Annotated in this window: 13 protein-coding genes; 9 read left to right on the forward strand and 4 right to left on the reverse strand. The window is 70.4% G+C overall.

The window, feature by feature from the left end; translation table 11 throughout:
* Positions 1-67: 67 nt before the first annotated feature.
* Entirely contained in the window at positions 68-2,737 is a 2,670-nt protein-coding gene (alaS, locus tag HS104_06075; protein MBE7479539.1) for an alanine--tRNA ligase, read from the forward strand.
* Here the strand turns inward: alaS and HS104_06080 are convergent.
* Together HS104_06080 and HS104_06085 are read right to left on the reverse strand one after the other, a co-directional pair.
* Entirely contained in the window at positions 2,719-3,771 is a 1,053-nt protein-coding gene (locus HS104_06080) for a UDP-N-acetylmuramate dehydrogenase (protein ID MBE7479540.1), read from the reverse strand. The two genes, alaS and HS104_06080, sit on opposite strands and share 19 nt — an antisense overlap.
* A gap of 26 nt (positions 3,772-3,797) precedes the next feature.
* Complete coding sequence (locus HS104_06085) at positions 3,798-4,163, reverse strand: hypothetical protein (protein MBE7479541.1); 366 nt, start codon at positions 4,161-4,163, stop codon at positions 3,798-3,800.
* Between the two features lie 79 nt (positions 4,164-4,242).
* Here HS104_06085 and HS104_06090 point away from each other — a divergent pair, with 79 nt between their 5' ends.
* From HS104_06090 to HS104_06105, 4 genes are all read left to right on the forward strand, one after another.
* A complete protein-coding gene (locus HS104_06090) occupies positions 4,243-4,797 on the forward strand; it encodes an O-acetyl-ADP-ribose deacetylase (GenBank protein ID MBE7479542.1) in 555 nt (184 codons plus the stop codon).
* 138 nt (positions 4,798-4,935) lie between these two features.
* On the forward strand, positions 4,936-6,615 hold the full coding sequence (locus HS104_06095; protein ID MBE7479543.1) for a restriction endonuclease: 1,680 nt from the start codon (positions 4,936-4,938) through the stop codon (positions 6,613-6,615).
* Positions 6,612-7,502: a hypothetical protein gene (locus tag HS104_06100; GenBank protein MBE7479544.1), complete on the forward strand. Its 891-nt coding sequence runs from the start codon at positions 6,612-6,614 to the stop codon at positions 7,500-7,502. The genes HS104_06095 and HS104_06100 overlap by 4 nt, the downstream gene beginning before the upstream one ends.
* Positions 7,503-7,543: 41 nt before the next feature.
* Positions 7,544-8,719 carry an arginase family protein gene (locus tag HS104_06105; protein ID MBE7479545.1) on the forward strand — a complete coding sequence of 392 codons (1,176 nt, stop codon included), beginning with the start codon at positions 7,544-7,546 and terminating at the stop codon, positions 8,717-8,719.
* A 691-nt stretch (positions 8,720-9,410) separates the two neighbouring features.
* Here HS104_06105 and HS104_06110 read toward each other — a convergent pair.
* Both HS104_06110 and HS104_06115 read right to left on the reverse strand, forming a co-directional pair.
* On the reverse strand, positions 9,411-10,181 hold the full coding sequence (locus HS104_06110; GenBank protein MBE7479546.1) for a glycerophosphodiester phosphodiesterase: 771 nt from the start codon (positions 10,179-10,181) through the stop codon (positions 9,411-9,413).
* The gene (locus tag HS104_06115) at positions 10,178-11,134 is read right to left on the reverse strand and encodes a hypothetical protein (GenBank protein ID MBE7479547.1); all 957 of its coding nucleotides are present in this window, start codon (positions 11,132-11,134) and stop codon (positions 10,178-10,180) included. Before HS104_06115 ends, HS104_06110 begins: the two co-directional genes overlap by 4 nt.
* 101 nt (positions 11,135-11,235) lie before the next feature.
* On the opposite strand from HS104_06115, the gene HS104_06120 reads away from it, so the two are divergent.
* From HS104_06120 to trmFO, 4 genes are all read left to right on the forward strand, one after another.
* Entirely contained in the window at positions 11,236-11,946 is a 711-nt protein-coding gene (locus tag HS104_06120; protein MBE7479548.1) for a hypothetical protein, read from the forward strand.
* A gap of 37 nt (positions 11,947-11,983) precedes the next feature.
* A complete protein-coding gene (locus HS104_06125) occupies positions 11,984-12,943 on the forward strand; it encodes a DNA-protecting protein DprA (GenBank protein MBE7479549.1) in 960 nt (319 codons plus the stop codon).
* A gap of 78 nt (positions 12,944-13,021) precedes the next feature.
* Positions 13,022-15,487, forward strand: coding sequence for a type I DNA topoisomerase (gene topA, locus HS104_06130; protein MBE7479550.1), 2,466 nt, complete (start codon positions 13,022-13,024; stop codon positions 15,485-15,487).
* The gene (gene trmFO / locus HS104_06135) at positions 15,484-16,815 is read left to right on the forward strand and encodes a methylenetetrahydrofolate--tRNA-(uracil(54)-C(5))-methyltransferase (FADH(2)-oxidizing) TrmFO (GenBank protein ID MBE7479551.1); all 1,332 of its coding nucleotides are present in this window, start codon (positions 15,484-15,486) and stop codon (positions 16,813-16,815) included. The genes topA and trmFO overlap by 4 nt, the downstream gene beginning before the upstream one ends.
* Positions 16,816-16,952: the final 137 nt, after the last annotated feature.

A 16,952-nucleotide genomic window follows, 5' to 3' on the forward strand; every position in this document is an offset into this window, starting at 1 on the left:
GGTCCGGCTCGGGATGCTACTCCAGCCGCGCGCAGAGCGGGGGCCTGTGCTAGACCCCCGCCCTGCCATGTCGAAGACGTCCCAGGAGCTGCGCCGAGCGTTCCTCGAGTTCTTCCGGAGCCGCGGGCACGCGGTCGTAGAGAGCGGTGCTCTGGTGCCCCCCAACGATCCGACGCTGATGTTTGCCAACGCCGGGATGGTGCAGTTCAAGGACTGCTTCACCGGTCGCGAGAAGCGCGCGTACACCCGCGCCGCCAGCAGCCAGAAGTGCATCCGCATCAGCGGCAAGCACAACGACCTGGAGAACGTCGGCCCGAGCCCGCGCCACCACACGTTCTTCGAGATGCTGGGCAACTTCAGCTTCGGCGACTACTTCAAGGAAGAGGCCATCGTGTTCGCCTGGGACTTCCTGATCAAGGAGGTCGGGCTCGACCCGTCGCGCTTCGTCTTCACCTACTTCAAGGGCGAGGAGGGCGTGCCCGCCGACGCCGAGGCGCGAGAGCTCTGGCGCAAGGTCACCGGCATGGGGGACGACCGCGTCCTGGGCCTGGGCATGGCGGACAACTTCTGGGCCATGGGTGACACCGGTCCCTGCGGTCCGTGCAGCGAGCTGCACTACTACGTCGGTCCCGAGGTGGACCTCGGACGCTTCGGGCAGGAGCAGACCGCCGAGGGCCACGGCTGGATGGAGATCTGGAACCTGGTCTTCATGCAGTTCGAGCGCAAGCAGAAGGACTCCGCGCTCGAGCCGCTGCCGGCGCCCAGCATCGACACCGGGATGGGACTCGAGCGCCTGGCCGGCATCGTGCAGGGCAAGACCAGCAACTACGACTCGGATCTCTTGCGCACGCTGGTGGAGCGCGCGGCAGAGCTCTCGAAGAAGCCCTACGCCGGCGGCATGACGCCGGACGAGGTCTCGATGCGCGTCATCGCGGACCACGCGCGCACCACGGCGTTCTTGATCGCCGAGGGCATCATGCCGGACCGCACCGGGCGCGAGTACGTGCTCCGGCGCGTGATGCGGCGGGCCATCCGTCACGGGCACCGGCTCGGCATCGCGGAGCCGTTCCTGCACGACGTCGCCGATCTGGTCGTCACCCACATGGGCGAGCAATACCCGGAGCTCCGCGAGCGTCGGGAGATGATCCGCTCCGTGGCCGAGGCCGAGGAGGTGCGCTTCCGCCAGACCATCGAACGCGGTCTGTCGCTGCTCGAGCTCGCATTCGACGCGATGAAGCGCGCCGACTCGAAGGAGCTCTCCGGCGCGGACGCCTTCCAGCTCTACGACACCTACGGCTTCCCCCTGGACCTCACCCAGGTGATCTGCGCCGAGCGGGGCTACGCGGTGGACGTCGCGGGGTACGACGCGGCGCTGGAGGAGGCGCGCAAGCGCAGTGAGTTCCGCGGCATGGAGCAGGCGGTGGAGAGCGTGTACCGCGACGCGCTCGGCAAGCTGCCGAGCGGCGCCGTCGCCTTCAGCGGCTACGAACGGGACGTGGACAAGAGCCGAGTCGTCGCCATCGTCAAGGCGGGTACCTTGGCGGAGTCGGCCGAGGCCGGCGACGCCGTCGAGCTGGTGACGGAGCGCACGCCGTTCTACGGCGAAGCCGGCGGCCAGGTGGGCGATCACGGCAGCATCGTGATCGGCGCCGCACGCTTGCGGGTGACCGACACGCAGAAGCCGGTGCCGGGCCTGGTCGTCCACCGAGCCACCGTGGAAGAGGGTGGATTCCGCGTCGGCGACGAGGCGGAGCTCCGCATCGACGTGGCGCGCCGCGACGCCATCCGGAAGAACCACTCCGCGACGCACCTCCTGCACTGGGCGCTGCGCCAGGTGGTGGGCAGCCACGCCCAGCAGAAGGGCTCGCTGGTCGGCCCCGAGCGGCTGCGCTTCGACTTCACGCACGGTAAGGCCCTGAGCCCGGAGGAGCTCACCAAGATCGAAGATCTGGTGAACCAGCGCACGCTGGCCAACGCGCCGGTGCGCACCGAGGTCTTGAGCATGGACGAGGCGAAGAAGCGCGGCGCCATGATGATCTTCGAGGAGAAATACGGCGACACGGTGCGCTTGCTCAGCATGGCGGAGAGCGTCGAGCTGTGCGGCGGCACCCACGCCCGGGCCACCGGTGACATCGGGCTGTTCAAGATCCAGCTCGAGCAAGGCATCGCCGCCGGCGTCCGGCGCATCGTGGCGACGACGGGAGAGGGCTCCCTCGCCCACCTGCGCACGCTGGAGAGCGAGCTCGGTCGCGCTGCGCAGGCGGCCAAGGCGAGCCCGGCGCAGCTCGTGGACAAGATCGAGAAGCTCGTGGCCGAGAGCCGGAGCCTGGAGAAGAAGGTGGAGGAGCTCCAGAAGAAGCTCCTGACCGGCGGCGGAGGCGGCGGCATGGACGCGCTCCTCGGCAAGGCCCGGGACCTGGGCGGGGTGAAGGTGCTGGGTGTCAGGACCGAGGTCACCGATCGAGGCGCGCTGCGCGAGCTCGCCGAGCAGCTGCGCGACAAGCTCGGCGACAGCATCGTCCTGGTCGGCTCGGAGGTGGACGGCAAGGCACAGCTGGTGCTCACGGTCGCCAAACAGCTCACCGATCGGTTCAAGGCCGGCGAGCTGATCCGTCCCATCGCGGCCATCGTCGGCGGCTCCGGCGGCGGTCGCCCGGACATGGCCCAGGCCGGCGGCACCGACCCCGCAAAGCTCGAGCAGGCCATCGAGGCCGTGTATCAGGGCATCGGCGGCTGAGCGAAACCCCAGAACACGGGCTCGGGCTCGAGGCGAACGCCGAAGCGTTCCAGCACGGTCCTCTGCACGCGCGCGGCGAAGCGCACGATCTCGTCGGCGCGCGCCCCCGGGTGAGCGACGATGCAGAGTGTGTGCTTGGTCGAGAGGCCGACGTTGCCGTCGCGGGTGCCCTTCTCGAGGCCCGCGCGCTCGATGAGCCAAGCGGCGGAGAGCTTCACGCGTCCGTCGGCCTGCGCAAAGCGGGGCATGCTCGGATCGGCTGCCCGTGCGCCGACCTCATCCGCCAGCGCCGCATCGACGATGGGGTTCACGAAGAACGAGCCGCAGCTCCGGCCGTTCTCGTCGCTCGGGTCGAAGAGCATGGACTTTCGCCCGCGCAGCGCGAGCACTACCCGCCGGACGTCGGCCAGGCTCGGCTCGCGGAGCCCGCGTGCGGCGAGCTCGCGCTCGAGCTCCGGGTAGCGCACCGCCGGCGCGCCGCCGGGGGTCAGGCGAAACTCCACCGCGAGCACCACGAAGCGCCCCGGCGCGTGGCTCTTGAAGTAGCTGTCGCGGTAGGCGAAGCGGCATTCGCCGTTCCCGAGCTCGACCACGGCGCCGCTCTCTCGGTCGAAGGCGCGCACCCGCGCGATGCGCTCGCTCACCTCCTGGCCATAGGCGCCCACGTTCTGGATCGGCGTCGCACCGACCAGGCCGGGGATGCCGCTCAAGCACTCGAGCCCCGCGAGCCCGCGCTCGACGCTGGCCGCCACGAGCGCGTCCCAGGGCTCACCGGCGGCGGCGGTCACTCGGCCGTCCGCGCGCCACTCCACGCCCCGGAGCGAGATGGCGAGCGTGAGACCCTCGACCCCCGCGTCGGACACCACGAGGTTGCTGCCGCCTCCGAGCACTTGGAGGGGGAGCTTCTGCGCTCGGGCGCGCGCCACTGCTTCGGCGACGTCCGCTTCGCTCCGGGCCACGGCGAGCGCTGCGGCGGCGCCACCGACCCCGAGGGTCGTCTTCGGCGCGAGAGGGACCGAGGGTTCGAGCTCCACGTTCGGGGCTCTTATCACGGACTAGCTCACCGCGGTCGCGCACGGCGTAGCGGCTTGGGTCGCGCCAGGACGCGCACCTGCCGCGCGCGGCTCTCGCCGGCGGCGGCGCGTCCCTCGCGCTTGGCGCGCGCGGCCTCGAGGAGCTCGCGGGCCTCGGAGGTCAGCTCCGCGGGCAGACCGTGGACCGCCAGAGGAGCGATGGCGTCCGCCAGGGTGAGCACCCGGTCGAAGAGCGGGCTCTTGGCGTCGAGCAACACCAGCGACTGGCCGTTCAAGCGGATCATGCCCCCCGAAGCGTGGTGCACTGCCACGCGCAGCGGCTCGATGCGCACGGTGACCCCCAGCGCGCGGGCCACCTTGACGAGCTCCTCGAGAAGGCGCTCCGGGTCCACCCACGGAAGCATACGGCACAAAACGGGCTGCCGCCGAGGCGGGCTTTACGGCGGGCACAAATCCTCTTTAGTTTCCGCCATGCACCGCTACTCGCTGGGGGAGGCGAGCCTGGAGCTTCGCCGCGGGAACATCACCGAGTCCGACACCACGGCCATCGCCAACGCCGCCAACTCGCTGCTCATGGGCGGCGGCGGCGTGGACGGCGCCATCCACCGTGCCGCGGGCCCCGAGCTCGCCCTCGCGCTGCGCGAGCTCAAGCGCGACCTGCCGGGCGGCGTGCTCGAGACCGGCGGTGCGGTCATCACTCCGGGGTTCTCGCTCCCCGCTCGATGGGTGATCCACTGCGTCGGCCCCATCTACGATCGCGAAGGCGAGCGCGCGCCGAAGCTGCTCGCGCGCTGCTACGCCAAGGCGCTCGAGCTGTGCCGAAAGAACGGCATCGAGTCGATCGCCTTTCCGTCGATCAGCACCGGGGTCTACGGCTACCCCGTGGAGCTGGCGGCGCCCGTGGCTCTGGAGGCGGTCCGGCGCGGCCTCGGCAGTGGCGGCGTGCCGAAGCTGGTCCGCTTCGTGCTGTTCGACGAGGCAACGCTCCAGGCTTATCGAACCGCGGCGGATGCGCTCTGGGCGTGAATTCCGGTTTCCCGGCCCAGAGCCGCCGTGCTATGCGCCAGGCCGCGTGTGCGCATTGCCGGAGGTGGGAGCGATGATCGCTTCCCAGGCGTGCCACCCGAGAGAACCCAATGTTCTCCACGAACCAAGAGACTCAGAATGACCTTTACGGAAGCTGCGGCGCAGGTACTGCGCCTCGTGGGCAAGCCCCTGCACTATAAGGAGATAACGGACGTCGCGATCGAGAAGAACCTGCTGAGCCATGTCGGAAAGAGCCCCGAGGTGACGATGGGGGCCCGGCTCGCAGCGCTCGTGAAGAAGGGGGACAAGGAGAACCCCCTCGTCCGTATCAAGCCTGGCGTCTTCGCGCTCCGCGAATGGGACCAGTCGACCATCGACAAGGGCCTGGCGGATCGCACGCCGGCCCTCGAGATCGCCAAGAACGCGAAGCTGGATCTCTCCCAGCTCGAGCACGGCGGCAAGAGCGACGAGGAGGAAGAGGACGAGCTCCTGCACTCGGCGCCGGGCAACGTGCTCGACGACGAGGAGGGCGAAGAGGCGACCGTCGCGAAGACCGACGCCGAGGAGGTCGCGCGTCGCGAGCGCGCTGCCGCGGCCAGCGATCTCTTCGAACCGGAGGCCGACGACGACCTGCCGATCTTCGGTCGCCCGGAGGAAGAAGAGGAGGGCGAAGAAGAAGGCGAGGGGGAGGAAGGCGAGAAGGATGCCGGCGGGCGTCGTCGCCGTCGCCGCCGGCGTCGTGGGCGTGGCAACGAGCGCGACGAGGTGCGCACAGGCGGGGACGATCTGCCGACCTACACCGTCTCCGATGCGCCAGCCGACGTGCCCATCGATGCCATCCGCGAAGGTGAGCCGTCCGAGGAGCCGCGCGACCGCGGTGGTGACCGTGACCGTGACCGTGACCGTGACCGCGACCGCGGCCGGGATCGGGATCGTGGGCGTGGTGACCGTGGTGACCGTGGTGACCGTGACCGTGACCGTGATCGCGACCGCGACCGCCGCGACGAGGGCGGCGCTCCGCTCGACGAGCTCGCCGCGCGCCCCCTGGCCGACGCGGTGGCGTCGCTGCTCTCGACCTTCGACCGGGGCGGCGGGCCCGTCGGCGCGCAGAAGCTCGCGGACGCCGCTCAGCGGCGCGGGCGGCTGACCGGGGACTTCCAGCAGGCCCAAGGCCAGATCCTGGCCGCAGCGCGCGCGGACAACCTGCGCCGCGAGGCAGCCGGCCAGCGCGTGCGCTTCCGCATCAGCGGCGGTCGCCTCGCGCTCACGGACTGGGCGCTGGACCCCGAAGCGCTGCGGATGGAGCGGGAGATCGCGGCTCTGGCCGAGCGCTACCGCGAGGCCGTGAGGCGTACGCTGCTCCGACGCATCCAGGACCTCCCGCACCGGGCCATGGGCGAGATCGCCTGCCTGTTGCTCGAACGCATCGGCATGACCGACGTCCAGGTCGTGCGCCGCCCCGGCTCGCCGGGCTCGGAGCTGCACCTGTCGGCGGTCGCCCGCGGACCGGGTGGCAACGTGCCGACCGCGGTCGTCGTGCGCCGCGACGGCCGCGAGATCGGCCGCGAGCGCGTGACCGAGCTGCGCGGTGCGCTGCACCACTACGGGCCGGCTGCCGCCGGCTGGCTCGTGACCACGGGCCAGGTGCTGAGCGGCGCTCGGGAAGAGGCCGCCGCCACCGGGGCCGCGCCGGTCACCTTGGTCGACGGCATCGGGCTCGCACGCCTGTGCGAGGAACAAGGCGTCGCGGTGCTCCAGACGCGTCTGACCCTCCCGGTCCCGGACGTGGAGCTCTTCGAGGCGCTTCGCGGCTCATGAGCCCGGCGCCGACAGCGCGTGACCTGGCGGCGCTCGCTCTCGCGGGCGCGCTGCTCGGCTGCTCGCGCTCGCCGCCGCCGTCACAGTTCCCCAACGCGCACGAGGCTCTCGAGCGCATGCACGCGACCTACGCCTGCAGCCGCGGCGTGCAGGGCGAGGCCAAGCTCGACTACTTCGGCGAGCGCGGGCGCGTGCGCGGCAACGTGATGTACATGACGATGCTGCCGGAGGAGCTGCGCTTCGACGTGTTCAGCCCGTTCGGCGTCACCCTCTCCACGCTCACCGCCGACGGTCGAGACTTCGCGCTCTACGACCTGAAGGAGAAGACCTTCCTGCGCGGTCCGGCGAACACCTGCAACGTCGCCCGCTTCACCCAGGTGCCGGTGCCGCCCTTCGCGCTGTCGCAGCTCCTGCGCGGGGAGGCGCCGGTGCTGGTGCACGAGCCGGCCGCCGCGTCGCTCGGCTGGGAGGGCGGCGAATACGTGCTCAAGATCACCAGCAAGCACTCGGCCACACAGGAGATCCACCTCGAGCCCCACCCGGGCGACTGGGCGGAGCCCTGGCAGAAGCAGCGGGTGCGCGTGCTCGAGGTGCACGTGGCCCAGCACGGCATGGACCTCTACCGCGCGTACCTGGCCGATCACGAAGCGGTGAAGACCGCGCCCCCGCGCAAGGACCCGGAGGGCCTGGAGCCGACGATTCAGCCGAGCGGGCCGGCGTGCGGCGCGGAGGTGCCGAAGCGGCTGCGGCTGGTGACTCCGGACACGGACCAGGAGCTCGTGCTCCGGAACAAGGAAGTGATGCACAATCCTCCGATCCCCGAGGGAGTGTTCCGCCAGGTTCCGCCGCGCGGCGTGCGGGTGCGACACTCGGCCTGCGCGGATTGACGATCCGTCCGGGCGGTTTTTCCGTATAGTTCGGCTCCGAGATGGCCAAGAAGCGCAAGGCCCGGGCGGCCCTGGTCGACGCGGCGCGCGCCGAGCGCCTGGCGCTGGCCAAGCAGCGTGCCGAGCAGCGCGGCCGAGCCCAGAAGACCAAGGCGGAGCGCGAGAAGGCCGCCGCCAAGCGCGCGGCCCGCCAGGCCGAATCCGCCGAGAAGCGCGCCGGCTCGCGTCCGACCCCGACCGAACGCCTGCCGCGTTTCGCCGGCGTGCCGACGTTCCTGCGTCTGCCCGTGGTGCAGGAGGCGGGCAGCGTCCCGGACGTGGACGTGCTGCTGTGCGGCGTTCCCTTCGACGCCGGCTCGAGCTACCGGCCGGGCGCGCGCCTCGCGCCCCGGGCGGTTCGCGACGCCTCGGCGCTCGCCCGGGGGTTCTCCGCGGCGCTGGGCATCGACGTGTTCGACGAGCTCCGGGTGGCCGACGGCGGTGACGTCGCGGCTTCCCCTCACGACATCGACGCGGCCCTCGACGCGATCACCGCGCGGGCCGAGGCCATCGCCCGCTCCGGGGTGATCGGCGGCTACGTCGGCGGCGATCAGACCGCTACGCTGGGCGTGCTCCGCGGCATTCACCGCGCCAAGCTCAAGGCCGTGGGTCTGGTGCACATCGACGCGCACAGCAACACCGCGGGCCCGGCCTGGGGCCGCGACATCCACCACGGCAGCGTGGTTCGACACGCGGTGAGCGAAGGCCTGATACGCCCGGACTGGACCGTGCAGATCGGCCTGCGCGGGCCGTATTCGAGCTCCGGCGACCTCGCGTTCGCGATGAGCCATGGTTTCGAGATCGTCAACGTGGACGAGGTGAAGTGGGATCTCCACTCGGCCGTCAGCACGCTGCGCAAGATCGTGCGGCAAGGTCCCGTCTACGTCAGCGTGGACATCGCCGCGCTCGACCCTTCGCAGGCTCCCGGCGTGGGCATCCCCTGGCCGGGAGGCATGACCTCGTGGGAGCTACAGCAGATCCTGCGGGCGCTGGTCGGGAGCGAGATCGTCGGCTTCGACGTGGTGGAGATCTGCCCGCCGTTCGACGTCTCGGAGATCACGGCGCACGTCGGCGTGATGGTGCTGCAAGAGATCCTGGCGGCCATCGCGGACACGCGCCGCAGCGCCCGCCCGGCCCCGAGCACCCGTGATGCCCGCGGCGGCCGCATCTCCGCGTGAGTGTGCGGGTTGGGCGGCAGAAGAAGAAGTTGCGCAACGACGCAACGACGCCACGACGCCACGATTTTTGCTTTGCGGAGCTGACGAGGACCTCCTGACCGGGGCGACTTGTCCGGGTTGGCGGCAGAGCACCGGAAGAAGTTTCGCCACGACGCCACGACGCCACGACGCCACGATTCTTGTTTTGCGGAGCTGACGAGGACCTTCTGACCGGGGCGACTTGTCCGGGTTGGGGAGCGGAAGAAGTTGCGCCACGACGCCACGACGCAACGACGCAACGATCTTCGTCTTGTGCAGCTGACGAGGACCTTCGGACCGGGGCGACTTGGCGCATCGGAGCGGGCTCTGGCGCACGGGACGTCCGCGGGATGGACGTTCGGCGCATCGGAGCGGGCTCTGACGCGCGGGATGTCCGTGGGATGGACGTCTGGCGCATCGGAGCGGGCTCTGACGCACGGGACGTCCGTGAGATGGACGTTCGGCGCATCGGAGCGGGCTCTGGCGCACGGGACGTCCGCGGGATGGACGTTCCGCGCATTGGAAAGGGCGGGTCCCCGAGGCGAGCTGGATGACGTGCTGGTTCAGCGCCTCGGGGCAGCCGAGCGCTGCAGTGGGCGACGCGCTCCCAGGTCTGACACCAAATTCTTCTTCTTTCGTGGCGTCGTGGCGCTCGTGGCGCCGTGGCGCAATCTCAATCCAACGCCTTCGCGATCGCGCCCGGCACGTCGCTGATCAGCGCGTCCACGCCCGCCGCCGCCAGGCGTCGTGCCTCGGCGGGCTCGTTCACCGTCCACACGTTCACCAGGGCGCCCTGGGCGTGCCAGCGGCGCACGCGGGCGTCGGCCGCAATCGCAAGCTCCGGGTGCACCCCGACCGCGCCCAGGCGGCGATACCCGGGCGCGGCGGAGAGCACGCGTTGCTTCGCGTGGACCAGCCACGCGCTCGGTACCTCCGGCACGAGCCAGGCGAGGGCCCGCACGAACAACGGATCGAACGAAGACAAGAGCACGCGCTCGCGCGCCGCCGGGTGCGCCCGGAGGAGCTTCGCGACGCGCCACACCAGCGCGCGGCGCTCGCTGACGTCGCGCTTCAGCTCCACGTTCAGGAGGTGGCCGCCGCTCACCGCCCAGTCGAGCACCTCCGAGAGCGCCGGAACGCGTGCGCCCCCCGCGAGGGAGACGGCGTCGAGCTCGCGCCCCGAAAGCTGCTCGACGTCCCGCGAGTCCGCGCCCGAGGTCACGCGCTCGAGCGTGCGGTCGTGGAGCACGATCACGCGGCCGTCGCCGTCGAGACGCACGTCGAGCTCGACGCCGGCGGCGCCCTGCTCCACCGCCAGCTGGAACGCCGGCAGCGTGTTCTCCGGCGCCTCGCGCCGGGCGCCGCGGTGACCGAGCACCCAAGGGGGTGCGCCAGCGTGGCGACGAAAGTGGCGGAGCGCCGGCGGTTCGCGGCGGGGGCTCACGCCAGCTCTTCGGCGATGGACCGCGCCACCTCGCGCGCTCGGTCCACCTCGTTCGATCGGAACGAGATCGCGCCGACCACGGGGTGCCCACCGCCGCCGTAGCGCGCGCAGATCGCGCTGATGTCGGTGTCCAGCGGCTTGCCGCTCCACGGGTTGTATCCGACGCTCACCTTGGCGCCGCTCTTCAGCACGCCGACGATGACCGAGTAGACCGAGTCGGGGAAGAGCGCGTAGGTGACGAACTTGCCGACGCTGTCGAGCACGGAGCTGGTCAGGTCCACGAACACGACTCGACCCATGCGCTGGCCCGCCTGGCGCACGCGCTCGACGAAGCGCGCGTGTTTGTCGCCCAAGGGCTTGAAGCGGTCCTCGATGGCCTTGGCGCGCGCGACCTCGGCCAGCGGCTTCTTCAAGAGCTCCGGCACCATGCGCTCGAGGAATTTGTCGTCACCGTAGTGCTCGACCACGCTGACCATGCGCAAGATGGGCTCGGTGCGGCTGATGGCCTGCTCCGGCGAGTCGAAGCGCGCGGCGTCCACGATGTCGGCCCAGTGGACCAGCTCCTTGAGCCCCGGGTCGTTGATGGCGAAGTGTCGCCAGGCGACGTCGGCGATGAGCTTGGTGCAGGAGCTGTAGTCCGGATCGTAGAAGTAACGGCCGTTGCCCTTGTGCGCTTCGAATACCCGCTGTTCCTCGCTCGTCTGAAATGCCGTCCGATGGTGATCGAAGAACCAGGTCACCTTCCCCGTCGCCGAGTAGCGGTAGTCGAGGATGGCGTTCTCGTCGCCGCTCAGGATCTCGGCGTCCGCGCGGGTCTGCCCGTTGCCGTAGCCGCACGCCCGGTACACGCACTTGCGCTTCTTCTCGTCGAGCGCGCCCAGCAAGCGCGTGAAGAGCACGGCGCTGGCGAGCCCGTCGAAGCAGTGCCCGTGGGTGGCGACGACGACCTTCACCCCGACCCTGTTACCACAGGTCCTGGTCCTGTGGGGCGATGTGGGTATAGACTCCAGCTCGCCGATTTCAGCTGCCAGAGGGAGCTTCGAGCATGCATTCCATGACCTCACGAACGGCCATCAGCGTCGCCCTGCTGGGTGCACTTGCGCTCACGCAGTGCAAGAAGAAGGACCAAGGCCAGGACGCTCAGTTCCAGCAAGGCCAGTCCGGCGGTCAGTATGGCCCCGGCCCCGGCCCCGGGCCGGCGCCGGTCGGGCCGGACGGCGGCACCGGAGCGCCAGGGGCCTGCCAGCCCGGGCAACCCTGCAACCCGCAACCCGGGCAGGTTCCTGCGCTCGGAACCGTCGGCAGCGACCCCAACGCGCTGCAGGCCATCATCGCCGGGGCGCTCTCCGGAGGCGCGGCGACCCTCGGCCTGCTCACCGGCGGTGAGACGGGTCAGCTCGAGGCGGGCATCAAGATGAAGGCGGGAACCGACGCCAAGGGCAAGAAGGCCGACGGCCAGCTGATGAGCGCGAAGCTCCAGCAGGGCGGGCACGCCCAGGCGGACTTCACGCTCCAGCCGGGCAGTTGCTACACCTTCATCGGCTTCGGTAACCCGGGCGTCTTCAACTACCAGATCAACATCCTCACCGCGCCGCCCATGCCGCCGCAGGTACTGGCCCAGAGCGACGCCGACAGCGTGGATCCGACGGTGGGCCCGAACGAGCAGTGCGTGAAGAATCCCTACCCGACGCCGCTGGCCGTGAAGATCGACATGCACGTGCTCAAGGGCCAAGGGCTGGTCGGCGCCCAGGCCTTCAAGAAGTGATCGCGCAACTCCGGCGCTGAGCGACCGATGGGGGCGAGTGCCCGAGCTCCCCGTCGAAGTGTTGAGTGGCGCGAAGCTGCCGTCGCGCGCACGTGAGCTGCCCAGGCCTCCCGAGCGCCTCTACCTGTGCGGCGAGCTGCCCCGCGTGCCCTGCGTGGCGGTCGTCGGGACGCGCTCTCCCACCAAGGAAGGCGTGGCCTACGCGCGCCACCTCGCTGGTGCGCTGGCTCGGGCGGGCGTCGCCGTGCTCTCCGGAGGTGCCGAGGGCATCGACACCGCAGCTCACTTGGGCGCGCTCGACGTCGGGGGCGTGACGGTGGTGGTGGCGCCGTCGGGCTTCGAGCGGCCATTCCCCGAGGAGAACGCGGAGCTGTTCGAGCAGGTGGTCCGCGCCGGCGGCGCGTTCCTCTCGCAGCACGCCCCGGATGTGCCAGCCCGGCCGGACGCGTTCTTCGCGCGCAACGCGCTCTTGGTGGCGCTGTCCCACGCCGTGGTGGTGGTCGAAGCGCCCTGGCGCAGCGGCGCCCGCAACGCCGCCAAGCAGGCGCGCCGGATGGGCCGGACCCTCTTCGTGGTGCCCCATGCTCCGTGGAACCGCCGCGGCTCCGGCTGGGCGCTCGAGCTCGCGCTGGGCGCTCGGCTCTGCAACGGCCCCGAAGACGTGCTCGACCGGCTCCGCGAACAGAACCTCCACCCCCTCGCGCGCGTAGGCGCGCCCGCCCCGGCGCCCGCGCCCGTGCCCGCGCCCGCCCGCGAAGAAGGGTCCGAGCCTCCGCCTCCGCCACCGGCGCGGCCCGTCCCCACCCACCCGGACCCCGAGCTCCGAGCGGTGCTGGCGGCTCACGCTGCGGGGGCCACGCATCCCGACGAAATCGCTCAGCGAACGGGCCTGAGCATCCCGCGCATTCAATACGCGCTCTTGACTCTGAAGCTGGAAGGCGTGTTAGTAGCGGCCCCCTCGAACCCGGGCGGGTCCGTAAATCGGCGAAAGCATTGACTATTGATGCGGTATCGTCGGGGAACGGCCTTGCACGTCGTCCTCCGGGATCGCATCAAGGGGGATTCGGGCAGCCCAATGGAGAAGACCCTCGTCGTCGTCGAGTCACCGGCCAAGGCCAAGACCATCAAGAAGTACCTGGGTCCCGGGTACGAGGTCCTGGCCAGCAAGGGCCACGTGAAGGATCTGCCCAAGCGCATGGGCATCGACGTCGAGAACGGCTTCCGTGAGACCTACGAGGTCATCGAGGCCAAAGCCAAGGTCCTCACCGAGCTCAAGACGCACTCCAAGAAGGCCGAGCGCCTGCTGCTCGCCACCGACCCCGATCGCGAGGGCGAGGCCATCGCCTGGCACATCTTCGAGGAGCTGAAGCGGCCGAAGCTCGAGGTGGTGCGCGTCGAGTTCCACGAGATCACCAAGAAGGGGGTCGAGAAGGGGCTGGCGTCGCCCCGCGCTTTGGACGAGCACCTGTACGACGCCCAGCGCTGCCGGCGCGTGCTCGATCGCATCGTCGGCTACGACGTGTCGGCCCTGGTCTGGAACAAGCTCGCCTTCGGGCTCTCGGCGGGCCGCGTGCAGTCCGTGGCCCTGCGCCTGATCGACGAGCGCGAGCGCGAGATCGAGGCCTTCGTCTCCGAGGAGTACTGGAACGTCGGTGCTGCCCTGAAGAGCAAGACCTCGGCGCCGCTGGTGGCGCGCCTGACCCGCCTCGGCGGCGAGAAGGCCGAGGTGAAGAACGCTGAGCAAGCGAGCGGGATCCGCGCCGATCTGGAGAGCGCGAAGTTTCGCATCGCGACCGTCGTCAAGAAGGAGCAGAAGCGTAACGCGCCCGCCCCTTACACCACCAGCAAGCTGCAACAGGACGCCACGGGCTACCTGCGCTTCACCGCGAAGCGCACCATGAGCGTGGCCCAGAAGCTCTACGAAGGCGTCGATCTCAAGAAGGACGGCGGCCCGGTCGGGCTCATCACCTACATGCGTACCGACAGCATGCGCGTCAGCCAGGACGCCATCGACGCAGTGCGCGAGCACATCGGCCAGAAGTACGGCGCCGACTTCCTGCCCGCGAAGCCCAACGTCTTCCGCGCCAAGAAGAACGCGCAGGAGGCCCACGAGGCCATCCGCCCGACCTCCCTCGAGCTCTCTCCGGACGTGGTGATGAAGCACCTCACCGCCGAGGAGTACAAGCTCTACAAGCTGATCTGGGATCGCTTCGTGGCCTCGCAGATGGCGCCGGCGGTCTACGACCAGACCGCGGTGGACATCGAGGCGACGCCGACCCGGAAGGGTGCCGCGCACGCCTCGCTCACGCTGCGCGCCAACGGCAAGGTGCTCAAGTTCGCGGGCTGGCTCGCCGAGTACGGCAAGGGCACCTTCGGCGAGGGCGAGAAGCTGGCCGGCGAGGATGAGGTGAGCGACGGCGAGGCGCGTGACAGCGTGCCGCCGCCGCCCTCCGGCGAGACGGTCAAGACCCTGGGCTTCGACAGCGACGACGGCACCCTGCCGGAGCTCCACGAGAACGAGGAGCTCTCGCTGGTCACCCCGCCCGGCGTGCTCACCGAGCAGAAGTTCACGCAGCCCCCGCCGCGTTACAACGAGGGCTCGCTGGTCCGCGAGCTGGAGAAGCGCGGCATCGGCCGGCCCAGCACCTACGCGGAGATCATCAGCAAGGTGCAGGCCCGCGACTACGTCGAGAAGCTGCCCGGCGGGCAGATGAAGCCGACGGAGCTCGGCAAAATCGTGGTCTCCGGCCTGCTCGGCACCCAGCTGGACTTCATGGACCCGGACTTCACCGCCAAGCTCGAGGAAGAGCTCGACGAGGTCGAGGCCGGGCGGCTCGAGCGCGTGAAGCTGCTCGGGCGCTTCTACAAGCGTTTCCGCGAGGTGCTCGACGTCGCCAAGAAGCAGAAGCGCTGGACGCCGGAGCCGGAGAAGACCGAGGAGAAGTGCCCGGAGTGTGGCTCGTTCCTGCTCAAGCGCTGGAGCAAGAACGGCTGGTTCATGGGCTGCGAGGCCTATCCGAAGTGCAAGTTCACCCGCGACCTGGGCAAGGACGGCGCCCCGGCGGCCGAGCCGAAGGTCACCGACGTGATCTGCGACAAGTGCGGCAAGCCGATGGTGATCAAGACCGGGCGCTTCGGGGAGTTCTTGGCGTGCAGCGGCTACCCCGCCTGCAAGAACGCCAAGCCGGTACCGCTCGGCGTGCCTTGCCCGAAGTGCGGCGGGGACATCGTCGAGGTGCGCAGCAAGAAGCGCGGCGGCAAGACCTTCTACGGCTGCACCAAGTACCCGGACTGCGACTTCAAGCTCTGGCAGCGGCCCATCAACGAGCCCTGTCCGCTCTGCAAGCACCCGTTCTTGACCGAGACCGGCGGCAAGAAGAAGAAGATCGTATGCCCGCGCGGCAAGGACTGCGGCTACTCCCGCGAGGTCGTCGTGCCCGAGGAGGGCGCGGCCCAGCCCGACGCGGAGGGCGCGCCGGAGTCCGGCACCACGCTCTCGGCGCGTGGGGCCAGGCAGCCCGTCGAGTCCGCGGCGCCGTGACCGCCACGGTCACGGTCGTCGGCGCGGGTCTCGCAGGCTCCGAGGCGGCGCTCCAGCTCGGGGCGCGCGGCATCCGCGTGCGCTTGCTCGAGCAGAAGCCCGTGCAGCGCACCGAGGCCCAGTCGAGCGACGCGCTCGCGGAGCTGGTCTGCTCGAACTCGTTCCGCGGCGCCGCGCTCGTGAACGCGGTCGGGCTGCTCAAGGAGGAGATGCGGCGCCTGGGCTCGTTCGTGATGCAAGCGGCGGAGAAGACGCGCGTGCCCGCCGGCGGCGCGCTGGCCGTCGACCGCGAGCGCTTCGCGGCGGAGATGACCCGGCGCCTCCGCGAGAGCCCGCTCGTCGAGCTGGTGCCCGGCGTGGTCGAACGCATCCCGAGCGAGCGCCCGTGCATCATCGCCACGGGTCCCCTCACCGGAGCCGCGCTGGCGGCAGACATCGCCGCTCGCGTGGGCAGCGAGCACCTGGCCTACTACGACGCCATCGCGCCCATCGTGGACGCCGACAGCATCGACTGGGACAAGGTGTTCGTCGCGTCGCGCTACGGCAAGGGCGAAACCGCCGAAGACCAGCAGGCCTACGTGAACTGCCCGCTCGACAAGGAGCAGTACCTAGCCTTCGTGCAGGCGGTGCGCGAGGCCCAGAAGGTCGAGCCCAAGAGCTTCGAGGAGGTGCGCTACTTCGAAGGCTGCCTGCCCATCGAGGTGATGGCGGCCCGCGGCGAGATGACGCTGCGCTACGGACCGATGAAGTCCGTCGGTCTCGACGACCCGCGCACCGGGCGCTGGCCTTTCGCGGTGGTGCAGCTGCGCAAAGAAGACGAGGCGGGCACGGCCTACAACCTCGTGGGTTTCCAGACGCGCATGACCTGGCCGGAGCAGCAGCGCGTGCTCCGCACCATCCCCGGGCTCGAGCAGGCGGAGTTCCTGCGTCTGGGCTCGGTGCACCGGAACACCTTCATCCACGCGCCCAAGTGCCTGGGCCCCACGCTTGAGCTCCAGGGTGAGCCGGGCCTGTACTTCGCGGGGCAGATCACCGGCACCGAGGGCTACGTGGAGAGCGCCGCGGGCGGCTGGCTGGCTGCCCATTTCGTCGCCGAGCGCCTGGCAGGGCGCACGCCGCTGCCGCCGCCGGCCACCACGGCGCACGGTGGCCTGCTGACGCACCTGTCGCGACCGACAACCGACTACCAGCCGTCGAACATCACCTTCGCGCACCTGCCGCCGCTGGAAGGCACGCGCCTGAAGAAGCGCGCCCGCTACGAGGCCCTGGCGGCGCGCGCGCTCGGGGATCTGGAGACCTGGTGGGCGTCGGCGCGTCGGGCGGCGTGAGCGGAGAAGAGAGTTGCGCCACGGCGCCACGAACGCCACGAACGCCACGAAGCAGAAGAGATTTGGGTGTCAGACCGGAGAGCGCGTCGGACTGAGCTTGCGCAACGACGCAACGACGCAACGACGCAACGACTTCA

This window comes from Polyangiaceae bacterium, assembly GCA_015075635.1.
Taxonomy (GTDB): Bacteria; Myxococcota_A; Polyangia; order Polyangiales; family Polyangiaceae; genus JADJKB01.

What these genes read in the sequence shown, in the direction of transcription:
- alaS (MBE7479539.1), top strand. Translation starts at nt 68, where the DNA reads ATGTCGAAGACGTCCCAGGAGCTGCGCCGAGCGTTCCTCGAGTTCTTC.
- HS104_06090 (MBE7479542.1), top strand. Translation starts at nt 4,243, where the DNA reads ATGCACCGCTACTCGCTGGGGGAGGCGAGCCTGGAGCTTCGCCGCGGG.
- HS104_06095 (MBE7479543.1), top strand. Translation starts at nt 4,936, where the DNA reads ATGACCTTTACGGAAGCTGCGGCGCAGGTACTGCGCCTCGTGGGCAAG.
- HS104_06100 (MBE7479544.1), top strand. Translation starts at nt 6,612, where the DNA reads ATGAGCCCGGCGCCGACAGCGCGTGACCTGGCGGCGCTCGCTCTCGCG.
- HS104_06105 (MBE7479545.1), top strand. Translation starts at nt 7,544, where the DNA reads ATGGCCAAGAAGCGCAAGGCCCGGGCGGCCCTGGTCGACGCGGCGCGC.
- HS104_06120 (MBE7479548.1), top strand. Translation starts at nt 11,236, where the DNA reads ATGACCTCACGAACGGCCATCAGCGTCGCCCTGCTGGGTGCACTTGCG.
- topA (MBE7479550.1), top strand. Translation starts at nt 13,022, where the DNA reads ATGGAGAAGACCCTCGTCGTCGTCGAGTCACCGGCCAAGGCCAAGACC.